General features: G+C 52.3%; 19 protein-coding genes. 10 read left to right on the top strand and 9 right to left on the bottom strand.

Annotation, left to right across the window (positions count from 1 at the left end; genetic code table 11):
* Nucleotides 1-185: 185 nt before the first annotated feature.
* From EX31_RS19125 to EX31_RS19110, 4 genes are all read right to left on the bottom strand, one after another.
* Nucleotides 186-1,769, bottom strand: a complete 1,584-nt coding sequence (locus tag EX31_RS19125) for a cyclic di-GMP phosphodiesterase (RefSeq protein WP_231576085.1) — start codon at nt 1,767-1,769, stop codon at nt 186-188.
* A 165-nt stretch (nt 1,770-1,934) separates the two neighbouring features.
* Nucleotides 1,935-2,510, bottom strand: coding sequence for a bifunctional murein DD-endopeptidase/murein LD-carboxypeptidase (gene mepS, locus EX31_RS19120; protein ID WP_013574652.1), 576 nt, complete (start codon nt 2,508-2,510; stop codon nt 1,935-1,937).
* A gap of 427 nt (nt 2,511-2,937) precedes the next feature.
* Nucleotides 2,938-3,651: a phosphatase PAP2 family protein gene (locus EX31_RS19115; RefSeq protein ID WP_013574653.1), complete on the bottom strand. Its 714-nt coding sequence runs from the start codon at nt 3,649-3,651 to the stop codon at nt 2,938-2,940.
* A 60-nt stretch (nt 3,652-3,711) separates the two neighbouring features.
* Entirely contained in the window at nt 3,712-4,686 is a 975-nt protein-coding gene (locus EX31_RS19110; protein WP_037036145.1) for a CobW family GTP-binding protein, read from the bottom strand.
* A gap of 214 nt (nt 4,687-4,900) precedes the next feature.
* On the opposite strand from EX31_RS19110, the gene EX31_RS19105 reads away from it, so the two are divergent.
* Together EX31_RS19105 and EX31_RS19100 are read left to right on the top strand one after the other, a co-directional pair.
* On the top strand, nt 4,901-5,212 hold the full coding sequence (locus EX31_RS19105) for a hypothetical protein (RefSeq protein ID WP_013574655.1): 312 nt from the start codon (nt 4,901-4,903) through the stop codon (nt 5,210-5,212).
* A gap of 249 nt (nt 5,213-5,461) precedes the next feature.
* Nucleotides 5,462-6,193 carry an FCD domain-containing protein gene (locus tag EX31_RS19100; RefSeq protein WP_013574656.1) on the top strand — a complete coding sequence of 244 codons (732 nt, stop codon included), beginning with the start codon at nt 5,462-5,464 and terminating at the stop codon, nt 6,191-6,193.
* Nucleotides 6,194-6,253: 60 nt separating this feature from the next.
* On the opposite strand, the gene EX31_RS19095 is transcribed toward EX31_RS19100, so the two are convergent.
* Both EX31_RS19095 and yeiP read right to left on the bottom strand, forming a co-directional pair.
* Nucleotides 6,254-7,723 (bottom strand): mannitol dehydrogenase family protein, encoded by a 1,470-nt coding sequence (locus tag EX31_RS19095; protein ID WP_037036142.1) that lies wholly within the window; start codon nt 7,721-7,723, stop codon nt 6,254-6,256.
* 270 nt (nt 7,724-7,993) lie between these two features.
* Complete coding sequence (gene yeiP / locus EX31_RS19090) at nt 7,994-8,566, bottom strand: elongation factor P-like protein YeiP (RefSeq protein WP_015696520.1); 573 nt, start codon at nt 8,564-8,566, stop codon at nt 7,994-7,996.
* A gap of 244 nt (nt 8,567-8,810) precedes the next feature.
* Here yeiP and EX31_RS19085 point away from each other — a divergent pair, with 244 nt between their 5' ends.
* A complete protein-coding gene (locus EX31_RS19085; RefSeq protein WP_013574660.1) occupies nt 8,811-9,065 on the top strand; it encodes a YkgJ family cysteine cluster protein in 255 nt (84 codons plus the stop codon).
* Here the strand turns inward: EX31_RS19085 and EX31_RS19080 are convergent.
* Nucleotides 9,062-10,276 (bottom strand): sugar efflux transporter, encoded by a 1,215-nt coding sequence (locus EX31_RS19080; protein ID WP_013574661.1) that lies wholly within the window; start codon nt 10,274-10,276, stop codon nt 9,062-9,064. The genes EX31_RS19085 and EX31_RS19080 overlap by 4 nt on opposite strands.
* Before the next feature lie 463 nt (nt 10,277-10,739).
* On the opposite strand from EX31_RS19080, the gene fruB reads away from it, so the two are divergent.
* From fruB to fruA, 3 genes are read left to right on the top strand one after another with little or no spacing between them, the layout of a single operon-like run.
* Nucleotides 10,740-11,870, top strand: a complete 1,131-nt coding sequence (gene fruB, locus EX31_RS19075; protein WP_037036140.1) for a fused PTS fructose transporter subunit IIA/HPr protein — start codon at nt 10,740-10,742, stop codon at nt 11,868-11,870.
* Nucleotides 11,867-12,802 (top strand): 1-phosphofructokinase, encoded by a 936-nt coding sequence (gene fruK / locus EX31_RS19070; protein ID WP_013574663.1) that lies wholly within the window; start codon nt 11,867-11,869, stop codon nt 12,800-12,802. The genes fruB and fruK overlap by 4 nt, the downstream gene beginning before the upstream one ends.
* A gap of 15 nt (nt 12,803-12,817) precedes the next feature.
* On the top strand, nt 12,818-14,518 hold the full coding sequence (gene fruA / locus EX31_RS19065; RefSeq protein ID WP_013574664.1) for a PTS fructose transporter subunit IIBC: 1,701 nt from the start codon (nt 12,818-12,820) through the stop codon (nt 14,516-14,518).
* 106 nt (nt 14,519-14,624) lie between these two features.
* On the opposite strand, the gene nfo is transcribed toward fruA, so the two are convergent.
* Together nfo and EX31_RS19055 are read right to left on the bottom strand one after the other, a co-directional pair.
* On the bottom strand, nt 14,625-15,491 hold the full coding sequence (gene nfo / locus EX31_RS19060) for a deoxyribonuclease IV (RefSeq protein ID WP_013574665.1): 867 nt from the start codon (nt 15,489-15,491) through the stop codon (nt 14,625-14,627).
* Nucleotides 15,492-15,581: 90 nt separating this feature from the next.
* A complete protein-coding gene (locus EX31_RS19055) occupies nt 15,582-16,688 on the bottom strand; it encodes a YeiH family protein (protein WP_037036138.1) in 1,107 nt (368 codons plus the stop codon).
* Between the two features lie 188 nt (nt 16,689-16,876).
* Between EX31_RS19055 and yieE the strand changes: the two genes are divergently transcribed.
* The 4 genes from yieE (at nt 16,877) to EX31_RS19035 (ending at nt 21,511) form a co-directional block, all read left to right on the top strand.
* On the top strand, nt 16,877-17,749 hold the full coding sequence (gene yieE, locus EX31_RS19050) for a DNA-binding transcriptional regulator YeiE (RefSeq protein WP_013574667.1): 873 nt from the start codon (nt 16,877-16,879) through the stop codon (nt 17,747-17,749).
* 131 nt (nt 17,750-17,880) lie between these two features.
* Nucleotides 17,881-19,356, top strand: a complete 1,476-nt coding sequence (locus tag EX31_RS19045; RefSeq protein ID WP_013574668.1) for an amino acid permease — start codon at nt 17,881-17,883, stop codon at nt 19,354-19,356.
* 233 nt (nt 19,357-19,589) lie between these two features.
* Nucleotides 19,590-20,672 (top strand): FecCD family ABC transporter permease, encoded by a 1,083-nt coding sequence (locus tag EX31_RS19040; protein WP_013574669.1) that lies wholly within the window; start codon nt 19,590-19,592, stop codon nt 20,670-20,672.
* The gene (locus EX31_RS19035; RefSeq protein ID WP_037036137.1) at nt 20,672-21,511 is read left to right on the top strand and encodes an ABC transporter ATP-binding protein; all 840 of its coding nucleotides are present in this window, start codon (nt 20,672-20,674) and stop codon (nt 21,509-21,511) included. Before EX31_RS19040 ends, EX31_RS19035 begins: the two co-directional genes overlap by 1 nt.
* Nucleotides 21,512-21,647 lie beyond the last annotated feature (136 nt).

Genomic DNA, 21,647 nt, shown 5'->3' with positions numbered 1-21,647 from the left:
GCACTCCTGTGATGACGACAGCATAATGCGGCATTGCCGCGGGCTATTTCGATATTAATCAATTGAAAGCAAAGATTTTGTCACGCACGACTCTTCGGTTTCGTCCCTGATTTTGGCCTTTTTATCACAACCGGATGCAGACGCCTAAAAGAAAAACGGAACAAAAGATGCGGGACTGATGCAGGTCAAATCTGCCAGGTGGCTTCTTTCTCATTGAAATCACGTATAAAGTCCAGCAGCTCAGGAACACCGAGCGATTTGCTGTACAGATATCCCTGTAAATAGGTCACGCCGTGATTGCGCAGATACTCCGCCTGCATCTGGGTTTCGACGCCTTCGGCTACGGTTTTGATCTTCAGTTCTTCCGTGAGTTTAAGGACGGTATCCAGCACCGGGGCGATCAGGGTGTTCTGATCAATCGACATGACAAAGCCGCGGTCAATTTTCAGATAATCCAGCGTGAACTTCTCAAGATAGATCAGCGCGCTATGGCCGGTGCCAAAATCGTCAATGGCTATTTCAATCTTATGGCGGCGCAGCCAGTTAAATTCCCGTAATGCGCCTTGTGTATCAATCATTCCACGTTCTGTAATTTCGAATACCACCTGGAAAGCATTCTCAGGTAACGCTTCAATAAAATTCATCACATCGTCATGAAAGCTGATTTTGTTCATGTGGTGAGGGGAAATGTTGATACTGAGTTTGCCCGGACCGGGAAAAGCGTGCTGCAAGGTATGGGCGTCCGCCGCCACCAGAGCCATCATATGTTGAGTCAGGTCGACGATAAGCCCCTGATTTTCAGCATAGCTGATAAAAACATCGGGCGGAATGGGCCCCTCAATGGGGTGCTGCCAGCGCAGCAGGGCTTCAACGCCAGTTACCTTCAGGCTTTTTGAGTCGATAACCGGCTGATATTCAACAAAGAATTCTTTATTTTTCAGCCCGCGCAGAACCTCACGCTCAACGTTATGGCGGTTCAGCAGGCTGTGGTAAATCAGCGCGCAAACCAGCATGCTAAGCAGCAGGCCGCCTGAGAACGTAAAGAGTATGTTATCGCGGGTCAGGGAAGGAGAGTAGAGACGAATGCTGAAAGGATAATTATCTATTTTGACTTGAGTAAAATGGCTGCGGGGCAAATCACTGACCTTGATCAGACCGGCCTGAGAAGAAATCAGTGCGCTCTCTCCCACCAGCAGTGCAAAACCCCGGTAGCCGGAACCTGGCTGCGCAAAAAGCATATACGGCGACAACGTCAGTTCCAGCGTTGCTATCACGCCATCGTCCGTTGCTCCGGGGTTACGCTGCCATATAAGGATCACCGCGCGGTTCGGAACGGCAGGGGTGCCCATCTGCAGGCTGATACTCATGTTGTTATCAAATTCGAGGTCATGCAGGGTACTGTTTACAGGAATGTGCTGATTACCGGAAGCCGAGGAACAAAAAACGATGCCATTACGCACCAGCTGAAAATCACGAACACCAATGCTGAATGCGACGTCACGGTTTAATTCCCCGGCAATGGAATGGCAGGGTTCTGTCGTGAGCAGTCCGATTCTGTGCATCGTGTCGGTTAACTGGCGCAGATAATCAGCAGTAAATTGTGCCGTTCGTTGCGCGATTTCATTTTGTTCGCGGAGATTGTTGGTTTTAATAACGGTGAGGGTAACTGCGATAAATAAAATGAAAAACAGGACTGAAAAAAGCAGGCTTCTCTTTAAATACAGATGTTTGGGCAATACGGTGTGTGTTAACGCCGTTTTTAAACCCATATGTTTTGCCCTTTTCGCGCAGAGGAAATAAAAGAATAACGTCGTCAAAAAATCAACAGACACTTCATATACTTTATTACAGGCATAAAAAAACGCCATCCAAAGATGACGTTTTTTTATTCGCTTGGCATAGGACAACAAGAACTAAATCATAAGGTAACGGGATCAGCCGTTAGCTAAAACTCGTCTTGCTTCACGATAACGTGCATTCCAGTAGGACTCTTTCAGATTTGAAATCATCACACCGTTGCTGGTGGATGCATGTACAAACTGATCGTTACCTAAATAAATGCCGACGTGACGGCCTGTTGAACCCGCACGGAACAGAACCAGATCACCCGGACGCAGTTTCGTGCGCTGGATTTTCTTGCCTTTCTCTTCCTGTTCATAGGTTGAACGAGGTAAATCCATACCAAATTGTTCGCGGAATGTTACCTGAACGAATGCTGAGCAATCGATACCACGCTTGCTGTCACCGCCCAACCGATAACGAACGCCTTTCCAGCCAGCGTACTGATCCATAATTTTGGATTTAACGTTGACGTTGCGAACCATTGCTTCGAATTCATCCTGAGAGGCTTGCAGTAGAAGGCCATCATTGCCATTTACTGCACGCATATCAGTTTGCGCGTTTTCTGTGTTCGAAGAATGTGTACCACTACATGCAGAAAGAATAATTGCTGCACCAATCGCGGGAATTATCCGCGTGATATATCTCAGAAACGGTTGAGACTTGACCATTATTGTTGTTATCCCTTGCTGTCCTTAACGATGAAATCGTTATTAAAATTGCCAAACGAAGCGAGATTACCTGCCATATATCTGTGGGACAAATACCAGGGGGAGGAAATGTGCGTCGGAGCACGTTTTTTTCCTGAACCGGGGTGTTTTTAACACAATTCTATACAGGCGAATTGGAGATTACCGTAATGAACAGGTGATTGCGAGAGGTATTATGAGATTTTTTATAAGAAATTGTGATGTAAGGTGATGTAAGTAAACATGTTAAAAATGCTGTGTGATCTTTACGCGAATTTGGGTTAAAACCGCATCAATAGCGCGTTCAGGGGACATAATACAGCGCAGAGGCGTTGAGAAACATCCTTTAAAAAGGCCCGGCAAATCATAAAGATCTGCCAGGCCATAAATATTATGTATGCATCCAAAATTATGCGTGTGTCTTAGGATTTTTTTTACCGGGTAATTTTTGATCAAGCCAGTTAATCAGCGTATCGCTGGCTGGTGTCATCAGCCACCAGCTGGCACCGACCAGCACGACGGACATTGAGCCGACCGCGATATCAGTAAACCAGTGTGCACCAATCATCACGCGTGGGAGTGAGAAGATGAGGGTGATGATCAAAGCGACAGCGAATGCTGACTTACTCAGGTAGCGCAGCATAAAGCATGAAAAAATAATCAGCATCATGCCATGGTCGCCGGGGAAGCTGTCGCTGGAAGCATCTTTGGTGGGAATGCCGGTCAGTTCGCTCACGCGGTTTACACCCGGGAAGCTGAGTGACGGGCTTTTATGGCTGACAGGCAATAAATGTCCGAGCTGGTTGAGCACAACGGCAGTCAGCAACATCACGACACCAATAATGATGTACCGGCGACGCCCGTCGCTATCCTGCTTCAGGAAATAGCTCAGATACAGGATTCCCATCGCCAGCAATGAAATCAGATCAAAGGCACGATTATTGGTCACGGCGACCAGGTGCAGAAACCACGCATCAGTGGCCAGATGTTGATTAAAAAAGAAGAAAATCGATTTATCAATCGGGAACCAGAAACCATGGTTTGCTGGCAAATAGAAAGATAAAAATAAGGCAACACCTAATACATTGAGTATCAGGATTGCGGGAATATTGCGGCGCCACATAAAGGAAGACCTATTCTTAGCAAAGTAAGGAATAACTTAGTTAGCGTTAACTTAATCTGATCAACTTAAACGAATCTTCAACAAGGAGGATTGTATTGCATTCCACTGCACTTCATTTTGCGTAATAAGCTCAATTCTGCTGTCTAACGGCGCCACCGGTTTCGTTTCAATGTGTAAGTCATTGCCCTGACGGTTAATCAGTAATGTGCCTTCTTTAATGCGTATAACCCCTTTGACGCGATCAACCGGCACCGCGCGCGCCCAGTCGAGAATGCCCGCGGTCTCAAACTGCGTTTCGCCATCAAATATCCACCCGCAACTGGTATAACCGTCAGCCTGATTCAGCGCGCGACGCCAGCGCTGTTTTCCCGGCAGGCTCAGTGCAGCCAGTCCTTGTTTAGCGGCGTGAGCGTGATGATGTTTACCTTGCGGTAACTCAACCAGATTCTGGCGCGGAAAATCAAGTAATGTCAGGTCGATCTCACCTTGCGAAGCCGTCACCAGAAGTCGCTCGTGACCATTCTGCTGATACCATTCGTCCAGCTTCTGCGTGTCCTGCGCCTGCGTCACATCAGACTTATTTGCCACGATAATGTCTGCTGCGGCTAACTGATCGCGAAAGTTTTCATTATCAGTCACCCGCTGATCGCTTAACTGACGCGGATCCAGCAGGCAAAGCGTGGCATTGAGTGTCAGCCAGTTGCTGTAAACGTCAGACGTCAGTAAAGAAAGAATCTGTTTCGGATGCCCCAGCCCGGTGGGTTCTATCAGCAAGCGGTCAGGTTTAGCCTGCTGCAATAACATATTCAGGCCGACCTGCATTGGCAATCCGTTCACACAGCACATGCAACCACCGGGGATTTCCTTCAGAACCGCACCACTGTCAGCCAGTAATGCACCATCAATGCCGACTTCGCCGAATTCATTCACCAGCACGGCCCATTTTTCACCTTCAGGCTTCTGAGCCAGAAGGTGGCGCAGCGTGGTGGTTTTTCCGCTTCCCAGAAAGCCGGTGATCAGGTTGGTTTTGGTCATGGTTGCACATCCTTTTTGAAAAATTCCCCGCCAATGTGCAGCGACGCCTTAAGAAAATCCAGCGTTGCGCCGATGTAAGACATGGATTGCTTATTTTTGCCGGCAGGCAAGCAAGATTTATTTTTCCTCCAGACGTGTAAATTCAATTAGATGTATTAATGTTAAATTGTGGTTACGGGAACTTTAAAATTAATAGTTATGATGAGGTGTCACCATGAACAGAATTACCTGTGTACTGTTTTTGGGAGTCATGGCCTCAGGGACGATTCAGTTTGCCAGTGCCGCTGCAACAGGCGGAATTATTCATATTACCGGGTCAATTGTTGACGGAGGATGTCACGTCAGTGCCGCACGTAATGCGGTGATCAGCGACTGTGATCGTGGCGGAAAACAGGTGAGGCAAGTTCATACGCTGAATGCGCAAAATCCTTCTTCTTTCGCCTTGCCTTTGTCTCTCGGGCAGGTCACCACGCGGCATATTAATAATGATCCTCGCCTTGCGGTGATGACGGTGAGTTATAACTAAGCAGCCGTAAATAGTTAGTATCGTTAATATGTTTCGCTTCGGTCATTGAGCGCGATAATGCAATGTATCGTTATGTGGCCGGACAACTTTATGAACTGGCTGGCCCAATCTTGATCGGGCCGTCAGTTTTCTATTCCTGTCCTTTCCCTTTTTGCTGACATGTTATAATTTTCTCTCTTATTTCAGGCATCAGAACGATTAATCAGATGTCAGACCAATTGAGCTTGTGTCAGTGAAAGGGGCAAAAACATGCGACTTTATCAGGAGATAGGCGGTCATTTACGTCGCGATATCCATGCCGGAAAATATGCCCCTGGCGATCGCCTCCCTCCGGAGCGTGACATTGCGGAGTCTTATTCCGTCAGCCGAAGTGTAGTGCGTGAAGCGCTGATCATGCTGGAGCTGGAAAAAGTGGTCGAAGTGCGTAAAGGTTCCGGCGTCTATGTATTGCATCAACCGGAAGATAGCCAGCCGGAAAGCGCTGACAGCGGATATGGCCCGTTCGAGTTATTACAGGCGCGGCAATTGCTGGAAAGCGAAGTCGCAGCTTTTGCGGCGATGCAGGCCACTAAGACAGATATTCTGCAAATGCGCGATGCCATTGATGCACAGCGAGAATGCATTGCACGTGGTGTCTCCGATGATGCTGAAGATCAGCGGTTTCATGCCTTGCTGGCGCAGGCTTCCCAGAACAGTGTGCTGGTTAAACTGGTGGATGATCTGTGGCTGATCCGCCAGCGCAGCTCCATGTGGCAGGGGATCCATCAGCATGTCGGCGATAAAAACTACAGTCAGATTTGGTTGCAGGACCATCAGACAATCTTGCAGGCAGTACTTCGCAGGGATCCGAAAGCCGCCAAGCAGGCGATGTGGCAGCATCTGGAAAATGTCAAAGATATGCTGTTACAGGTTTCGGATGCCGATGATCCGTCTTTTGACGGATTCCTTTTTTCCTCAGTCCCCTCAGAACTGAACGACTGATACCGCCGCACAAATAAGAACGGCTGCCGCAGCAGCCGTTCTTAGCTTCAGTTGCCGGGCTTAACCTACGTATTTTGCCACGGTTTTCTTCGCGCCAATTCTTTGCAGATCGGCATACGCGCTCAGTATGGCCGCGACGACTTTCTCTTCATGAGGCAATTGCTCACCGAATACGCCCGTCAGGGCCAGCAGGGCTTTCACCCGCGGTTCGCCATCTTCGGTTGATGCCACAATTTTAGCGACGGTTTCAGCCATCGGATCTTTAATCTCAATGGGCTGCCCGGCATCATCAGTACCACCGACATAACGCATCCAGCCTGCCACGCCCAGCGCCAGTAATTCATAGGAACCACCATTTTTAACATGCCAGCGGATGGAATCGAGCATACGTTGTGGCAGTTTCTGGGTGCCGTCCATCGCGATTTGCCAGGTTCGGTGTTTCAGCGCCGGGTTGCTGTAACGTGCAATCAGGCTGTCAGCATACGCACCGAGATCGACACCCTCGACGCTCAGCGTCGGAGCTTGTTCATGCAGCATCAGATGATGGGCAGCGGCCTTATAGTTGGCATCTTCCATACAATCGTTGATGTGCTGATAACCGGCCAGATAGCCGAGATAGGCGAGGAAAGAGTGGCTGCCGTTCAGCATGCGCAGTTTCATCTGTTCGAAAGGTAAAACGTCGGCAACCATCTGTGCGCCAGCTTTTTCCCAGTCCGGACGGCCCGCCACGAAATGGTCTTCCACGACCCACTGAATGAAGGGTTCACAGGCGATACCGCAAGGATCGGTCACACCTCCGAGGGCTTCGGTGATTTCTTCCAGCGTATTTTCCGTCGCGGCAGGAACAATACGGTCAACCATGGTGCTTGGGAAAGAGACGTTTCCGGCGATCCATTCCGCCAGTTCTGCTGAACGTGCTTTCGCCATGCCCAGTACGGCGTTTTTTACCACCAGACCGTTTTCAGGAATGTTATCGCAGCATAAAACGGTGAAGCCAGGTAAGCCGCGCTCATGACGTAAACGCAGGGCTTCGACTAAAACGCCCGGAGCGGTACCCGGCGCCTGACCGCCCGCCAGATCCTGCTGAATTTTTGGATTTTGCAGATCCAGTTCGCCGGTGCCCGGCTCAATGCAATAACCTTTTTCAGTGATGGTCAGGGAAACAATCGCGATCTGTGGCTCAGTGAGTTTTTCAAGTACTGCTTCCAGCCCGTCAATCCCGCCGTGCACAGATTCATGTGCAGAGCCGATGATAATCGCCTGATTGCCGTCCGCGCCTTTTTCCAGCACGGTAAACAGATGATTTTGCTGACGCAAACTCTGGATCAGCGTTTCATTGCCGAACAGGCTAATTTCACAAATGCCCCAGTCGCCCCCCTGGAGGTTCAGCACGCGGTTGGTCAGTAGCGCCTGGTGAGCGCGATGGAAGGCACCAAATCCGAGATGAACAATACGGCTTTTTAACGCATCGCGATCATAAGCAGGCAATGACACTGCTGCAGGCAGGGACGCTGTGGCAATAGTTTTCATGCAATACTCCAGGCAAGTCAGAAATAAATAATTGGTCAGGCCAAATTGGGGCTATTTACCCGTCAGTTGAATTTTATGCTGGATAAAGCGACGATTTAAGCCGAAATCAGGGCTTAGAGTGTAAAGTCATATGATAGAAAGGGGAATTGGTAAGTCCAGATAGCCACTCATTTTGTGATGCAGATCCACTGTCTGAAGGATTAATCGCAAAATGCAGACAATAAAAAAGGAACGCCGCAGCGTTCCTTTCAGCAGAGAGCGGGGCGCTGATTAATCCGCGCGCCCCATATAACGACGTTCTGCGATATGAATACGGATTTTGTCGCCAGAACTCAGGTATTCAGGAACCTGAATGTTCAGACCGGTGCTCATTACCGCAGGTTTGGTGCGGGAACTGGCGGAAGCGCCTTTGATGCCCGGTGCCGTTTCCACGATTTCCAGATCCACCGTCTGCGGCATTTCAAGCGCCAGCAGCTGGCTGTCCAGCGTCAGAACCTGCATACCCTGCAAACCTTCTTCAGGGATGAACAGCAGTTCGTCTTCAATCTGCGCCTTATTAAAGGTGTAGGGCGTGAAGTCTTCGTCATCCATAAAGATGTATTCGTCACCATCAACGTAAGAGAAGTTCACTTTACGACGGGTCAGGGTAACGGTATCCAGGATATCGTCGCCTTTGAAGCGCTCTTCCACTTTGCCACCAGTACGAACGTCAGCAAAACGCATTTTGTACAAGGTGCTGGCACCACGGGCGCTCGGGCTCTGAACATCAATATCTTTTACCAGCAGCAATTTGCCGTCGTAGTTCACAACGAAGCCGCGTTTAATTTCGTTAGCACGTGCCATATAAATAACCTGTCAGGAGAGAGATAAATAATTTGCGACACGTTACCCGCGCCGCTGATTTCAGGCAAGCAGATAGCGTAAAAAGAGTCGCGAAAATCCGCTTTATGACGCATATTTTGCGCTTCGCCTGCCGGTATGAAAAATGTTCGGGTTATCGTGTTAAAGAGTCGTAAATATTTCGCTGGTGGCGCATTACGCTGCCTGCTATTGTCGCGGCTCAAAATGAGGCCTGAGGAGGCTGTTGATGGACTGTCGTACTGATTGCGGAGCCTGTTGCATAGCGCCTTCAATTTCAAGCCCGATCCCGGGAATGCCAGACGGTAAGCCTGCCAATACGCGCTGTGTTCAGCTGGCTGATAACTTTCTGTGTAAGATTTTCACCTCACCACTGCGTCCGAAAGTTTGCGCCAGCCTGCAGGCCAGCCGCGAAATGTGCTTTACACATCGCGACCAGGCGCTGACTTATCTGATTCAGCTTGAGGCAGATACCGCGCCTTAAACCACCGCTGCGGGCACGTCTTCCGCCGGTTTATCGACGTTTTTCACATTCCAGATACATAACACCGAACCAATCACCATCGCCAGTGCGGCATAAAATACCGCATGGTATGTCCAGAACTGGGCGATCACCCCGGCCAGCGAACCGGCCAGGATCCAGCCCGCCCGCGTTGAATTGGTAAATAACGTGGTGGCCGCGCCTGCCTGACCCGGCATCAGATCCTGGAAATACAGCATGCCGATCCCGGCCAGAATGCCGATGAAAATTGCGTTCAGCAACTGTAAAGCAATCAGCATTGCCGCACCGGTAGTAAACAGAATGCCGCCGTAGAAAATCACCCCCGCCAGCACAGCGAAACGCATCAGGAAGCGTTTCCCCAACTGTTTAGCCAGATATCCGGCGATCAGCATGGTCGGAATTTCCAGACAGGCTGCACTGCCCATCAGTACCCCTGCCAGTTTTTCCGGCAGACCCAGTTCACGCACCACATACAGCGGCATATTGATCAGATAAATGCTGTTTGCTGCCCACATCAGTGAACAGGCGATGAACAGCATCAGCGTATCACGGCGGTTACGGCGTGGTGCTTCCAGCGTGGCAGTGGTCTTGATGTGCGCCTTGGGCATCGAAGGCAGGAACATCCACACCATCACGCCGCACAGCAAGAAAGCCAGCGTGGCAGCGCAGTACATAAAGGTAAAACCAAAGCCCATCGACAGGGCAAAGGCCAGCGGCGGTCCGACGACCCATGCCAGCGAAACCTGTGCGCGCAAAATGGAGCTGAACATCACGGCTTCGCGACCAGTTTTTTCGGAATGCTCCCGTGCTAACGCGAACATCTGCGGGTTCGCTGTGGAACCAAAGCTCGACAGCAAAACGCCGATGAACAGCAGGATAAAGTAATTACGGTTAAAGGCGAAAAGCACACAAGCCAGCGCACCCAGAATGCAGCAATACAAAATCAGCGTTTTGCGGTCACCGCGTTGATCAGACCAGGTCGCCAGCAACTGGCTGACGAAGATGCCAATCACGGCACTGCCGGTAAAGAAGATACCCACCATAAACGGGCTGACGTGAACCTGAGAAGTGAGGAACAGGCTGAGCGTCGGGGTCTGTAACGCGCCTGCAATGCCGGTAAGGAAGGCGATGATCAGAAAAGCAGTTGACGTCATGTCGGGTAAACGGCGGGCTGACGTTGTAGAAATTCGCATTAGCTAAGTGAACCAGAAGTAGAGGAGGGGACGAAATTTGCGCGAATGTTACGACAGTTTAAAAAAAACAAAAACAGGTTTTGATCATCAAAAATGTAAACCACAGTGAATTTGCCATACTGAATAATAAAACCGCACTTTGTGTCAAAAATGACCGGGTGAGGCGTCGCTTCTTCACCGCAATATTGTCCGCAGAGAAGGGGACAGCTTGCGTCAGCATTTTTCGTCAGCCTGACTTCAGCATTTGCGTTAAGTTATCCGTTTCGGAAAGCTCTCAGAAAGGAAACTGTGCGTAACATCAAAAAATCGTTACGCAAAATCAGGGAAAGCTTGATTTAAATACAGGCCGGATTGAGACTTCTTGAAACGTTTCAGCGTTGTCGGTTTTTCTTCTGAAATCTGATGACGCTCCTTTTTTCTCAGTAAAGCTGAAACGATTCAATTTCAGCAGGAGAGGAGAATTATGTTCCAACTGTCACAGCAAGATATTCATCTCGGTGCGGCTGCCAGCGATAAGCAGGACGCTATTCGCCAGGTTGCAGCAGCACTGACTCAGGCCGGTCGCGTCAGCGCAGGTTATGTAGACGGCATGCTGGCGCGTGAGTTGCAAACCTCTACTTACCTTGGCAACGGCATCGCAATCCCGCATGGCACCACAGATACCCGTGATCTGGTGCTTGATACCGGTGTGCAGGTTTTCCAGTTTCCGCAAGGGATTACCTGGGGCGAAGGCCAGACGGCATATGTCGTGATCGGCATCGCAGCTCGTTCTGATGAACACCTCGGTTTGCTGCGTCAGCTGACGCACGTCTTAAGTGACGACAGCGTGGCTGATCGCCTGGCAAAAACAGATTCCGCTGAAGAATTACGCAGCCTGCTGATGGGCGAAAAAAATGCGGCTGAATTCCTGTTTGATAGCCAGTTGATCGCAGTCGATGTGGCCGCAGAAAACCTGATCACGTTACAGGCGCTGAACGCTGGCCGCCTGAAAGAGATTGGCGCTGTCGATACCGCTTTTGTCAGTGATGTGATCAGCCGTAAACCGCTGAACCTCGGGCAGGGCATCTGGCTGAGCGACAGCACCGAAGGCAACCTGAAAAGTGCTGCAACGGTAAGCCGTGCACAGCAGGCATTTGATCTGGATGGCGAAAAAGTCTCCATGCTTCTGACGATTTCTGTTGCTGACGATCAGCCGCTCGATGTGCTGAACTACCTCAGTGATTTGCTGATTGCCAACAAAGCTGAACGCTTGCTGACGGCAGATTCCGTCGGTGTGCTGGCATTGCTGACCAGCGAAGTCGAAGAACAAGCCAACGTGCTGACCGCTGAATACGTTATCCGTAACGAACACGGCTTGCACGCCCGTCCGGGTACCGCACTGGTGAACGTTATTAAGCAGTTCAGCAGCGAAATCACGGTAACGAATCTTGATGGCAGCGGTAAACCTGCCAACGGCCGCAGCCTGATGAAAGTCGTGGCGCTGGGCGTGAAAAAAGGTCACCACCTGCGTTTTACCGCGAGTGGTGAGGATGCAGAGCTGGCATTAAAAACCATCGGTGAAGCGATTGCTGAAGGTCTTGGGGAGGGCGCATGAGCCGTCGGGTCGCCACTATTACCTTAAACCCGGCCTATGATCTGGTCGGATACTGCCCCGAAATCGAACGGGGTGAAGTCAACCTGGTACAAACCACCGGCCTGCACGCGGCAGGTAAAGGGATTAACGTTGCCAAAGTGCTGAAAGATCTCGGCATCGATGTCACCGTTGGCGGTTTCCTCGGTAAAGAAAATCAGGATGGCTTCCAGCTGTTATTCAGCGATCTGGGTATTGCGAACCGCTTCCAGGTGGTTAATGGCCGCACCCGTATCAATGTCAAACTGACTGAAAAAGATGGTGAAGTCAGTGATTTCAATTTCTCCGGCTTCAACGTCACGCCTGCTGACTGGGAACGTTTCGTAACGGATTCCCTGTCATGGCTGGGCCAGTTCGACATGGTTGCCGTCAGCGGCAGTCTGCCAGCGGGTGTTGATCCTGACGCCTTCACCGACTGGATGAAACGTCTGCGCGCACAGTGCCCGTGCATCATCTTCGACAGCAGCCGTGAAGCGCTGGTTGCCGGTCTGAAAGCCGCGCCCTGGCTGGTGAAACCTAACCGCCGTGAACTGGAAATCTGGGCTGGCCGTAAATTGCCGGAACTGAGCGACGTGGTAGAAGCCGCGCATGCCCTGCGTGATCAGGGGATCGCCCATGTGGTGATTTCTCTGGGTGCTGAAGGTGCATTGTGGGTTAACGCCTCCGGTGCGTGGATCGCCAAACCGCCAGCCTGTGAAGTCGTCAGCACCGTGGGTGCTGGTGATTCCATGGTCGGTGGTCTGATCTACGGTTTGCTGATGCGTGAATCCAGTGAACATACGCTACGACTGGCCACTGCTGTTGCTGCCCTGGCTGTCAGCCAGAGTAATGTCGGTGTCACCGATCGTCCGCAACTCGCGGCGATGATGGCCCGTGTTGATCTGAAACCCTTTTAATCCGCAGGAGTCAGAATGAAAATGCTGCTGATGATAGACAGTTCGCTGGGACAGGCTCGCAGCCAACTGGCAAAAAATTTGCTCGCTGCTGCTGCGGCGAAAGCAGGCCACTCGTTGACCGAACAGGCCGCTGACGCTGATGTAGTGATTGTGGCCGGTGAAACCGTGCCAAACGAACCTGCGCTGGCTGGCAAAAATATTTATACCGGTAATGTGGCTGATGCAGTCCGTGATCCGGAGGCTTTCCTGCAACGCGCTGTGGCTGAAGCTAAACCTTATGTCGCACCTGTTGCGGCAGCCGTTGCCGCTCCGGCAGCCAGCGGCCCGAAACGTATCGTCGCCATCACTGCCTGCCCGACCGGTGTTGCACACACCTTTATGGCTGCAGAAGCGATTGAAACTGAAGCCAAAAAACGTGGCTGGTGGGTAAAAGTTGAAACCCGCGGTTCTGTAGGTGCAGGCAATGCTATTACACCGGAAGAAGTTGCCGCGGCCGATCTGGTGATTGTCGCGGCTGACATCGAAGTGGATCTGGCGAAGTTTGCCGGTAAGCCGATGTACCGCACGTCTACCGGTCTGGCACTGAAAAAGACCAAACAGGAGCTGGACAAAGCGCTGGTTGAAGCTGAAGTGTTTGAGCCGAAATCTCAGGGCGCAGCGACGGGCACCAGGAAGAAAGAAGCGGGCGGCGCAGGCCCATACCGTCACCTGCTGACCGGCGTGTCTTACATGCTGCCAATGGTGGTTGCGGGTGGTCTGTGTATCGCACTGTCATTTGTCTTCGGTATCAAAGCCTTTGAAGTGAAAGGCACGCTGGCGGCGGCATTGATGCAAATCGGTGGCGCTTCAGCCTTCGCGCTGATGGTGCCGGTTCTGGCCGGTTTCATTGCCTTCTCTATCGCTGACCGTCCGGGTCTGACGCCGGGTCTTATCGGCGGCATGCTGGCTGTCAGCACCGGTGCTGGTTTCCTCGGTGGTATCATCGCAGGTTTCCTGGCGGGTTATGTGGCGAAAGCCATCAGCGGCAAGCTGAAATTACCGCAAAGTATGGAAGCGCTGAAACCTATCCTGATTATTCCGCTGGTGGCGAGTCTGATTACCGGCCTGGTGATGATTTACGTGGTCGGTACGCCGGTTGCTAAAATCATGGCGGGTCTGACTGCCTGGCTGCAATCTTTGGGTACAGCCAATGCGGTACTGCTGGGCGCAATTCTCGGTGCGATGATGTGTACCGACATGGGTGGCCCGGTGAACAAAGCTGCTTACGCGTTCGGTGTGGCACTGCTGAGTTCTTCCGTCTATGCACCAATGGCCGCCATCATGGCTGCCGGTATGGTGCCACCTCTGGCGATGGGGCTGGCGACATTGCTGGCGCGTCATAAGTTCGAGCAAAGCGAACGTGAAGGCGGTAAAGCGGCGCTGGTATTGGGCTTGTGCTTTATCTCTGAAGGTGCGATTCCGTTTGCAGCCCGTGACCCGATGCGTGTTCTGCCATGCTGTATCGCAGGTGGTGCACTGACCGGTGCGCTGTCGATGGCATTCCACGCACAACTGATGGCACCACACGGCGGTCTGTTCGTACTGCTGATCCCAGGTGCAATCACGCCGGTTCTCGGTTATCTGGTGGCGATTATCGCCGGTACGGTTCTGGCGGGTGGCGCATACGCGATTCTGAAACGTTCAGATGCTGCGGTAGCCGCGAAAGCTGCTGCATAACAGTAAATCGTTAAAAAACAAAAAGGCGCGACATGTGAATGTCGCGCCTTTTTTATTGCGCCTTCCCTTCGCAGGGGAGGGAGCCGACCGGAATTTACGGTAAAAACTACGCCGCGGCTTCGTCATTCTCGGCAGTCTGCTGCGCTTTCAGCCAGGCGATTTCATCTTTCCAGATATCCGGATTGACAGTTTCGAGGATCATCGGGATGCCGTCGAACCGCGCGTCTTTCATGATCCAGCTAAATACGGTATTGCCGATATTGCCTTCGCCAAGGCTGTGGTGGCGGTCGACGCGGCTGTTGAACTCACTTTTCGCGTCGTTGAGGTGCATACCACGCAGATATTGAAAACCAACCACCTCTTCAAAGTGCTTAAAGGTTTTCTCGCATTCTTCTGCCGTGCGCAGGTCATAACCTGCAGCAAAGGCATGGCAGGTATCGATACAGACGCCAACGCGGCTTTTGTCTTCCACGCCTTCAATAATTTTGGCCAGATGCTCGAAGCGGAAGCCAAGATTGCTGCCCTGACCGGCGGTGTTTTCGATAACCGCAGTCACGCCTTTGGTTTTATCCAGCGCAATGTTCAGGGATTCAGAAATCAGCGCCAGGCATTTATCTTCTTCGATTTGCATCAGGTGGCTGCCCGGATGGAAATTCAGCAGCGAAAGGCCCAGCTGTTCGCAGCGTTGCAACTCATCAAGAAACGCCTCGCGGGATTTCTCCAGCGCCTCAGTCACCGGGTGCCCGAGGTTAATCAGGTAGCTGTCGTGCGGCAAAATCTGATTGCTTTGGTAACCGTATTTTTCACAGGCCACTTTGAATTTTTCGATGACGTCTTCCGGCAACGGTGCGGCTTTCCACTGACGCTGATTCTTGGTGAAAAGCGCAAAAGCCGTGGCTTCCAGCTCGTGTGCCCTCAGAACCGCCTGATCGACACCCCCGGCCGCACTCACGTGTGCTCCCACAAACTTCATTTTTGCTCCTCAGTTATTCATCGCGTTTATGGACAAATGATAGCGCCTCCGGGCAGGAGGCGCAGCACTGAAGTGTTAAAAGCAGCAATATCAGCCAAAAAGATGCTGAACCAGTTGGTTGATACCGGCACCGCCGACAATCAGCCAGATAAACAGCAACGCCGCCAGCAGCATCGGTTTAAGCCCCGCCTGACGCAGTGCGCTCATGTGGGTGGTCAGCCCGAGCGCCGCCATCGCCATCGCCAGCAGCACGGTATCGAGCGTAATCAGCGCCGGGATCCAGCTGTGTGGCAAAATATTCAGCGAGTTGAATGCTGCCACCAGAATAAACAGCAGGGCAAACCATGGGATAGTTATATTGCGCATGCCCGCATTCTGGCCACCTTGTTGTACCTCTTTACGTGACTTCCAGCCAGAGAGCAGCAGCAGGAATGGTGCCAGCATCATGACGCGGATCATCTTGGCGATCACTGCCGCGTTTTCCGCATCCGGGCTGACACCCTGACCGGCCGCCACGACCTGCGCCACTTCGTGCACCGTCGAACCGGTGTAAATGCCGAACTGAGCAGCGGTAAAACTCAGCCAGTGATACTGCGCATTCAGATGCCATAACCACGGATACAGAAAGATGGCGGCTGTCCCGAAGATAACGACAGTGGCGACTGCAACCGTCACTTTCTCTGCTTTGGCATTCAGCACCGGTTCCGTCGCCATCACCGCCGCTGCGCCACAGATGCTGCTGCCTGCGCCAATCAGCATCGCGGTATCGCGATCCAGTTTAAACACCCGCTGTCCAAGCCAGCAGGCGAGGGCGAAAGTGGAACACAACATCAGCGCGTCGATCACAATACCGGTCGCGCCGACATCGGCGATTTGTGCGAAGGTCAGCCGCAAGCCGTAAAGGATAATCCCCAGACGCAACAGACGTTGTTTCGCCAGCGTCACGCCGTCTTCGCACCAGGGTTTTGCAGCCGGATATACCGTATTGCCGACCACCATGCCGATGACAATCGCCAGCGTCAGCGCGCTCAGGCCGAGATGACTCAGTGCAGGAATATCGCTCAGCCAGAGCGCGAGTGCAGTGATCACGCCGGTCAGCGCCAGGCCGGGTAACACGCGGCCAAAGCCCGACAAACGGGGTAAAGGGTGTTTATCCGCCGTCTTTTTATTTTCATTTTTAAGCGCAAGTGTACTCATTGTCCGTTCCTCGTTCAGGAGTGATGAAACAAGGCTACGCCGCGCTTATATAAAAATGAAATAGATTATTACTTTATAACCTAGCTGTAAAACTGGTATAAAACCTTCATTCAAAAGAGGCCTGCAAGGCAAGGGTCTATACTTAAAGCACAGCGTGCTGTCAGGCGCGTGAGAATAGCGGGACATTTATGCACATAACATTGCGACAACTTGAAGTTTTCGCCGAGGTGCTGAAAAGCGGTTCGACCACGCAGGCGTCGGTTGTGCTTTCATTATCACAATCGGCGGTCAGTGCGGCGCTGGCCGATATCGAAGGGCAGCTTGGCGTGCAGTTATTTGACCGTGTCGGGAAGCGGCTGGTAATTAATGAGCATGGGCGTTTACTGTATCCGAAAGCGCTGGCGTTGCTCGAACAGGCGGGCGAAATCGAGCGACTGTTCAATCACGATAACGGTTCGCTGCGCATCGGCGCGAGCAGCACCATCGGCAACTATATGCTGCCGGCGATGATCGCGGATTACCGCCTGGATTTCCCCAATACGCCGCTGGAGCTGAATGTCGGTAATACCAATGATGTTATTAACGCGGTGGCGGATTTTCGTGTCGATCTCGGTCTGATCGAAGGCCCGTGTCAGATGCCGGAACTGATCACCCAGCCCTGGCTGGATGATGAACTGGTGGTGTTTGTCGCGCCGGAAAATCCGCTGGCAGGGCGGGTCGTTTCGCTGGAATCGCTGGCGCGTGAACCCTGGATCCTGCGCGAGCGTGGTTCCGGTACCCGTGAGGTGTTAGATCATCTGTTGTTGCCTCAGTTGCCGGATTTTAACCTGGTGATGGAACTGGGGAATTCCGAGGCCATTAAGCACGCCGTAAGGCATGGCATCGGGATCAGTTGCCTCTCGCGGCGGGTGATTTCTGAGCAGCTGAGCAGCGGTTCGCTGGTGGAAATCCGGCTGCCCGTCGCGCCGCTGGTGCGTAAGCTTTACCTGATTCATCACCGGCAAAAACATATCTCCGGCGCATTATCACGTTTTCTAACCTATTGTCGCGAAGCCCAATAACGGTCTTTCACTAATGATCTGCGGCCAGTTATGAAGGTGTCTTATAACAGGTCGTTCCTGCTATTCAGAGCGGCAGGTTTTGCTACAATCCGCGCTTAAATTTGCACATGACGAGCGGATATAGGGAAAAAATGGCTCAACAACCTACAAAAAATACGCAGGTGGCTCCCACACTGCGTCGCGAGCTGAAGGCACGTCACTTAACGATGATCGCCATAGGCGGTTCAATTGGTACGGGGTTATTCGTTGCATCAGGTGCGACAGTTTCCCAGGCAGGCCCGGGTGGTGCACTGCTTTCCTACGCATTAATCGGCATCATGGTTTACTTCCTGATGACCAGCCTCGGTGAGTTGGCGGCGTTCATGCCGGTTTCCGGTTCATTCTCCACTTACGGCTCCCGTTATGTTGAAGAAGGCTTCGGTTTCGCACTGGGCTGGAACTACTGGTACAACTGGGCAGTCACCATCGCGGTTGACCTGGTGGCCTCACAACTGGTGATGAATTACTGGTTCCCGGACACGCCGGGCTGGATCTGGAGCGCCTTGTTCCTTGGTCTGATTTTCCTGCTCAACTACATTTCCGTGCGCGGTTTTGGCGAGGCGGAATACTGGTTCTCGCTGATCAAAGTGGTTACCGTCATCATCTTTATCGCCGTTGGCGTCCTGATGATCACCGGCATTATGCGCGGTGCTGAAACGGCGGGCTGGCATAACTGGGCCATCGGTGATGCGCCGTTTGCAGGCGGATTTGCCTCGATGATAGGCGTGGCGATGATTGTCGGTTTCTCCTTCCAGGGCACTGAACTGATCGGTGTGGCAGCAGGCGAATCTGAGAATCCGGGCAAGAATATTCCGCGCGCGGTGCGTCAGGTTTTCTGGCGTATTCTGCTGTTCTATATTCTGGCGATTCTGGTGATCAGCCTGATCATTCCTTATACCGACCCGAATCTGTTGCGTAATGAAGTCGGCGATATCTCGGTAAGCCCGTTCACGCTGGTATTCCGTAATGCGGGTCTGTTATCAGCGGCAGCGGTAATGAATGCTGTGATCCTGACGGCGGTACTGTCAGCCGGTAACTCCGGAATGTACGCCTCAACCCGCATGCTGTTTACCCTGGCGAGCGAAGGCAAAGCGCCGCGCATATTCGCTAAACTGTCGAAAGGGGGTGTGCCACGTAACGCGCTGTATGCCACCACTATCGTGGCGGCGTTGTGTTTCCTGAGCTCAATGTTTGGTAATCAGACCGTTTACCTGTGGCTGCTGAACACGTCGGGCATGACCGGTTTCATCGCCTGGCTGGGGATTGCTGTCAGCCATTACCGTTTCCGTCGCGGTTATGTCTTACAGGGCCGTGATCTGAAGAGACTGCCTTATCTGTCAGGTTTCTTCCCGTTCGGTCCGGTTTTCGCCTTTGTGTTGTGTCTGATCATTACGCTGGGCCAGAACTATCAGGCATTCCTGAAAGACACCATTGACTGGGGTGGCGTAGCGGCGACTTACATTGGCTTGCCACTGTTCCTGATCATCTGGTTCGGCTACAAGCTGAGCAAAGGCACTAAAGTGGTGAAATACAGCGAAATGGAATTCCCGGATCACGTCGATAAGTAACAGACCCCGATTTCCATGGCATTGAAAAGCGGAGCTCAGGCTCCGCTTTTTCATGCCTGCGATTCACGCCAGGAGACCCCTTACGTCATGCTTTGTTACGCCCTTGTTTACTTTGAATGTCTGATAGGTTTTGCAAAACACATTGATAATTATTATCATTTATTTCCTTCCTACGGGAACCCCAGAACATGTTCTCCCGCCGTAAGTTTTAACTTAATGAGATTGAAGCGAAAATGAGTGCAACTACCGAACCCACCCTGAGGGTGAACGTCAACGCCGAAGACAGCGTTATGGGGCGATACCAGAATATCGTGCGCCGCCGTCTGTTAGTTATGCTGATCCTGGTACTGGCGATTGTCGTTTCACTGGTGATTGATTTCATTATGGGGCCTTCGGGGTTATCGCTCGGCACATTGTGGAAAACGCTGTTTGACGCCGCAGCGGCGGATCCGGGCACGCGGGTGATTGTCTGGGATATTCGTCTGCCTTACGCGCTGATGGCGGTGGCGGTTGGTATGTCACTGGGCCTTGCCGGTGCTGAAATGCAGACCATCCTCAATAACCCGCTGGCCAGTCCGTTTACGCTGGGCGTGTCTTCTGCTGCGGCGTTTGGTGCGGCGCTGGCGATTGTGCTTGGCATTGGTATTCCGGGCGTGCCGGATCAATGGTTTATCTCCGCCAACGCCTTCATTTTTGCCTTATTTGCCGCACTGATGCTCGACGGTATCACCCGCTGGACGCGCGTTGCCAGCTCCGGTGTGGTGCTGTTTGGTATCGCACTGGTCTTTACCTTCAACGCACTGGTTTCGCTGATGCAGTTTATCGCCACCGAAGACACCTTACAGGGGCTGGTTTTCTGGACGATGGGCAGCCTGGCGAGGGCGTCGTGGGTGAAACTCGGCGTGATGGTGCTGGCATTCCTGATTTTATTGCCGTGGTCGATGATGAGCGCGTGGAAACTCACCGCGCTGCGTCTGGGTGAAGATCGTGCTGTCAGTTTTGGTATCGACGTGCGTCGCCTGCGCCTCGGTACGTTACTGCGCATCAGTATTCTTTCCGCACTGGCGGTGGCTTTCGTCGGGCCGATCGGTTTTATCGGGCTGGTGGCGCCGCATATCGCCCGCCTGATGTTTGGTGAAGATCACCGTTTTTATCTGCCCGCCAGTGCGCTGATTGGCGCGCTGGTGTTGTCGATGGCGTCGGTAGCCTCTAAAAATCTGGTGCCGGGCGTCATTATTCCTGTCGGTATCGTGACGTCTCTGGTTGGCGTGCCGTTCTTCCTGAGTATTATTCTGCGCCACCGGGGGAACATCTGATGTCTGCGATGTTAGAAACGCGTCCTGAAGATTTACTGAATGCTGCTACGCAGGGCCTGCAAATCCGCGATTTCAACGCCGGATATCCGAAGCGCCGCGTGATCCGCAATCTGAATGTACCGATATTGCCACGCGGGAAAATTACCGTTCTGCTCGGGCCAAATGGCAGCGGCAAGTCGACGCTGCTGCGTTCTCTCGCCGGGCTTAACCGTGCGGAAGGGCAACTGATGCTCGACGGACACGATTTAATGCCGATGCCGTTTGCACGACGTGCAGAGCAGGTGGTGTATCTGCCGCAAACTCTGCCTGCGGGCGTACATCTGCATGTGCTGGAATCCATTATCGTGGCGCAGCGCGCGTCCGGCGGCGGTAAAGGCAAGAATGCGGAAGGTACCGACACAGTGATGGCGCTTTTGCGTCAGTTGGGTATCGAACATCTGGCGCTGAGTTATCTCGATCAGCTTTCCGGTGGTCAGAAGCAACTGGTTGGCCTGGCGCAATCGCTGATCCGTCAGCCGTCATTACTCCTGCTGGACGAACCGCTCAGTGCACTCGATCTCAACTACCAGTTCCATGTCATGGATCTGGTGCGCAAGGAAACGCAGAAACGCAATATCGTGACAGTGGTTGTGGTGCATGACATCAATATCGCCCTGCGTCATGGCGACCGCGTGCTGATGCTTAAAGACGGTAATCTGATTGCCGATGGCGAGCCGGAAGACGTGATCACTGCCGACAGTCTGGCGCGGGTCTACGGCGTACGCGGCAGAATTGAGCGCTGCTCGCAGGGGACACCGCAGATATTGATCGATGGGTTAGTGGGGAATCCGGAGATTTAACGCGATGTCCTGACAAAAGGCAGACATTACTCAGGTTTTCACCGTTCCGCTCCCTCCCCTGCGAAGGGGAGGGCTGGGGTGGGGTATTAAAGCAAAAACGTTGGGTGAAGTTTCCGTTCAGGCAATTGATTTACAG

The sequence above is a fragment of the Rahnella sp. WP5 genome (assembly GCF_000745615.1).
Lineage (GTDB): Bacteria > Pseudomonadota > Gammaproteobacteria > Enterobacterales > Enterobacteriaceae > Rahnella > Rahnella aceris.
The sequence above is the reverse complement of the archived record's forward strand: the minus strand, read 5'-3'. Positions and strand labels throughout refer to the sequence as shown.